1 protein-coding gene is annotated in these 2605 nt (G+C 66.4%); it reads right to left on the bottom strand.

Annotated features, from left to right (window positions below; genetic code table 11):
* Positions 1-946: 946 nt before the first annotated feature.
* Complete coding sequence (locus AC4D2C_RS18710; RefSeq protein ID WP_490916309.1) at positions 947-2230, bottom strand: class I SAM-dependent methyltransferase; 1284 nt, start codon at positions 2228-2230, stop codon at positions 947-949.
* Positions 2231-2605: the final 375 nt, after the last annotated feature.

The following is a 2605-nucleotide window of genomic DNA, read 5'->3' on the forward strand; positions in this document are numbered from 1 at the left end:
CCCCACCACCGGTGGGGCCTCGACCCCTTTAACCCCCCAACAAACACCAGATGCAGCGGCCGGTCATCGGGGAGTCGAGCGTGCCGACGTACGCTGACGAGGTGCAACAGTCGGAAGATCCCGACAGAACGGCCAGGCTACGTCCGGAGCCATACGCGGAGCGGGCCGACAGCACGGAATCCGGCCGAGCGAGCGGCCTCGAGGTCATCTCCGTGCTCGTACCCCACGACGGGACGCCCTGGAAATGATCGGCGGACCACGACGGGGAGGTCCTTCCAGACGACGGTCAGGTCATCAGCAAGCACAGTGAAGACGTTCGACAAGCCGACAACCGGGTCGCTCGCGTTGGCGATTGCTCCGCCGGCGATCCTGCCCTTGCGCGGGCCACGAGCACCCGGACGGAGGGCTCGGCCGGCAGATCAGCGGTCACCAAGCCCTCTAATCCCGCGGCGGTCTCCCACTGGTAAAGCTCCTCGAGCTCAGTGATGCTTGTCCAGTCGAGCCGCGTGGTGTGGCTCTGTTCGGGGTCGCAGAAGATCCACTCTGCAGTGAAGAGCTCTACGAAGTCCTTCCCGCTGAGATCCAGAGTCGCTCAACTGTCCTTCACGGAACAGGCCGCCCGGTCTTGTAGCGCCTCCACCACAGCGCACGCCGAGGTGGACCTTCTCTCACTGATCAAGTCTGGGTAGAACGCTGGAGGAGTTCCTTGTGCGATCCACACCCCTCCTTCGCGTGAGGTAGGGACCTGGTGAGTACGGCACACAAGGTCACACCACTCCACGTTGTTCCGAACCGCGGCCACTACCTCGTCCATGAAGGGGAGCTTACGGCGCACGGTCACCAGCTGCGCGAGTGTTCATCCTGACCGGCAGGGGTAGGCCGCACACTGACGCCGGGACCTGGACGATCTACCCGCCGCATGCAGACCTGAGTTGCGACGACCGGTCTACACCCACTCCCTCCGCCGCAAGGGGGGGTCCGTCCCTCCCGGGCGCTGCACCAGTACCTGATTCACGCCGTTCAGCCCCCGCTCGAAACCGAGCGCGCTCGATGCCATATACAGCCGCCACACCCGGGCCCGTCCCTCGCTCGTAAGGCGTACCGCCTCCTCCCAGTTCTTCTCGAGGTTGTCCACCCAGGCACGGAGGGTCAGGCCGTAGTGCCGGCGCAGCGCTTCGACATCGAGCACCTCCAGCCCGGCTGATTCGAGCGCCTCGATCATGACGGTGAGGCTGAGCATCTCTCCGTCGGGAAAGACATAGCGGGGGATGAAGGAGTCCGGGTCCGGTGGCATCTCGCCGGCGTTCCAGGAGATCGCGTGATTGAGGAGGCGTCCGCCCGGGCGTAGCAGGCTGTACAGATGGGATGCGTATTCGCCGATCTGATCCCGGCCGACGTGTTCGGCCATGCCGATCGAGCTGATCGCCTCGAACGGGGTGTCGTGAACATCGCGGTAGTCCTGGACCCTGATCTCGATGCGCTCGGCGAGACCGGCGCCCGACACCCGCTTCCGCGCGAGATCCGCTTGCTCGTTCGAGAGCGTGACACCGACGACGTCCACCCCGTAGTTCTGCGCTGCGTGCAGCGCGAAACTGCCCCATCCGCAGCCGACGTCCAGCACCCGCATACCGGGCCGAAGACCGAGCTTGCGGCAGACCAGGTCGAGCTTCGCCTCCTGGGATGCGTCCAGGCCGGTCGTCTCGTCCTCCCAGACGGCGCAGGAGTAGACCATGGACGGCCCCAGCACGAGTGCATAGAACTCGTTCCCGACGTCGTAGTGGTGCGAGACCGCCGCGGCGTCACGCTCCTTGGAATGCTTCCGCCCGGATCGGGCAAGGTTCATCTCTTCGGGCGGCGGCGCAGGGGGGAGCCCCAGCGCTCCGACCTGAACGGCCGTCCGGATGAGCTTGATGCGTTCGCTCACCGTCGGAGGGCGGAAAGCCTTCAGCGCGGCGAACTTGCCCACGGAGCTGAGCGCAGAGAAGCTCTCGAAGAGGTTGCCCGGCCCGTCGATATCGCCTGCGACATACGCGCGGCTCAACCCGAGCTGATTCGGAGCCCAGAGCATGCGCCGTAGCCCCCGCCGGGAACGGAACTCGATCACCGGGGCGTCGCGCGGCCCGGCCTCCGAGCCGTCCCAGGCCTGAAGCCTCAGGGGTATCCCCTCGGTGCCCAGAATGATCCCCAACGCTTCGGCCAGCCGCGGTGCCACTCCCTTGTTCCTGCTCATGCCCCCTGTCTACTACGACTTGCACGCGTGATCCATAGCACTATGGGCGGTCACCGGTCGGAAGGCTGTCGGCTGCCGTCGTCTGTGCTCTGTCCCGCTCCCGGGCGGCGATTCTCTCAACGTCGCCGCATGGTCGTCGCGCTGGATGGGGAAGCCGGGGCCGGACCTCAGGGCGACCTTCGAGGTGCTTTCGGCCGAGCTCGCCCCCTTGCGGGGGCCATCCCCGGAAGAGGCGCGGACGGAGGACGGCTCCCGGAACCACTGCCGTCCCCCTGTGGCCGGCGCTCCTGTCGGTCGGCACATGGGCCCGCGTGTGTGTTGGGTGGATAGTAGGTGGCGGTGGGGTGACGTGTGGGTGGATTTGGTGGTGGGGGT

The sequence above is a fragment of the Arthrobacter sp. TJ-240 genome (assembly GCF_058269195.1).

Coding starts and splice junctions, on each gene's coding strand:
- AC4D2C_RS18710 (WP_490916309.1), bottom strand. CDS start 2,230: ATGAGCAGGAACAAGGGAGTGGCACCGCGGCTGGCCGAAGCGTTGGGG.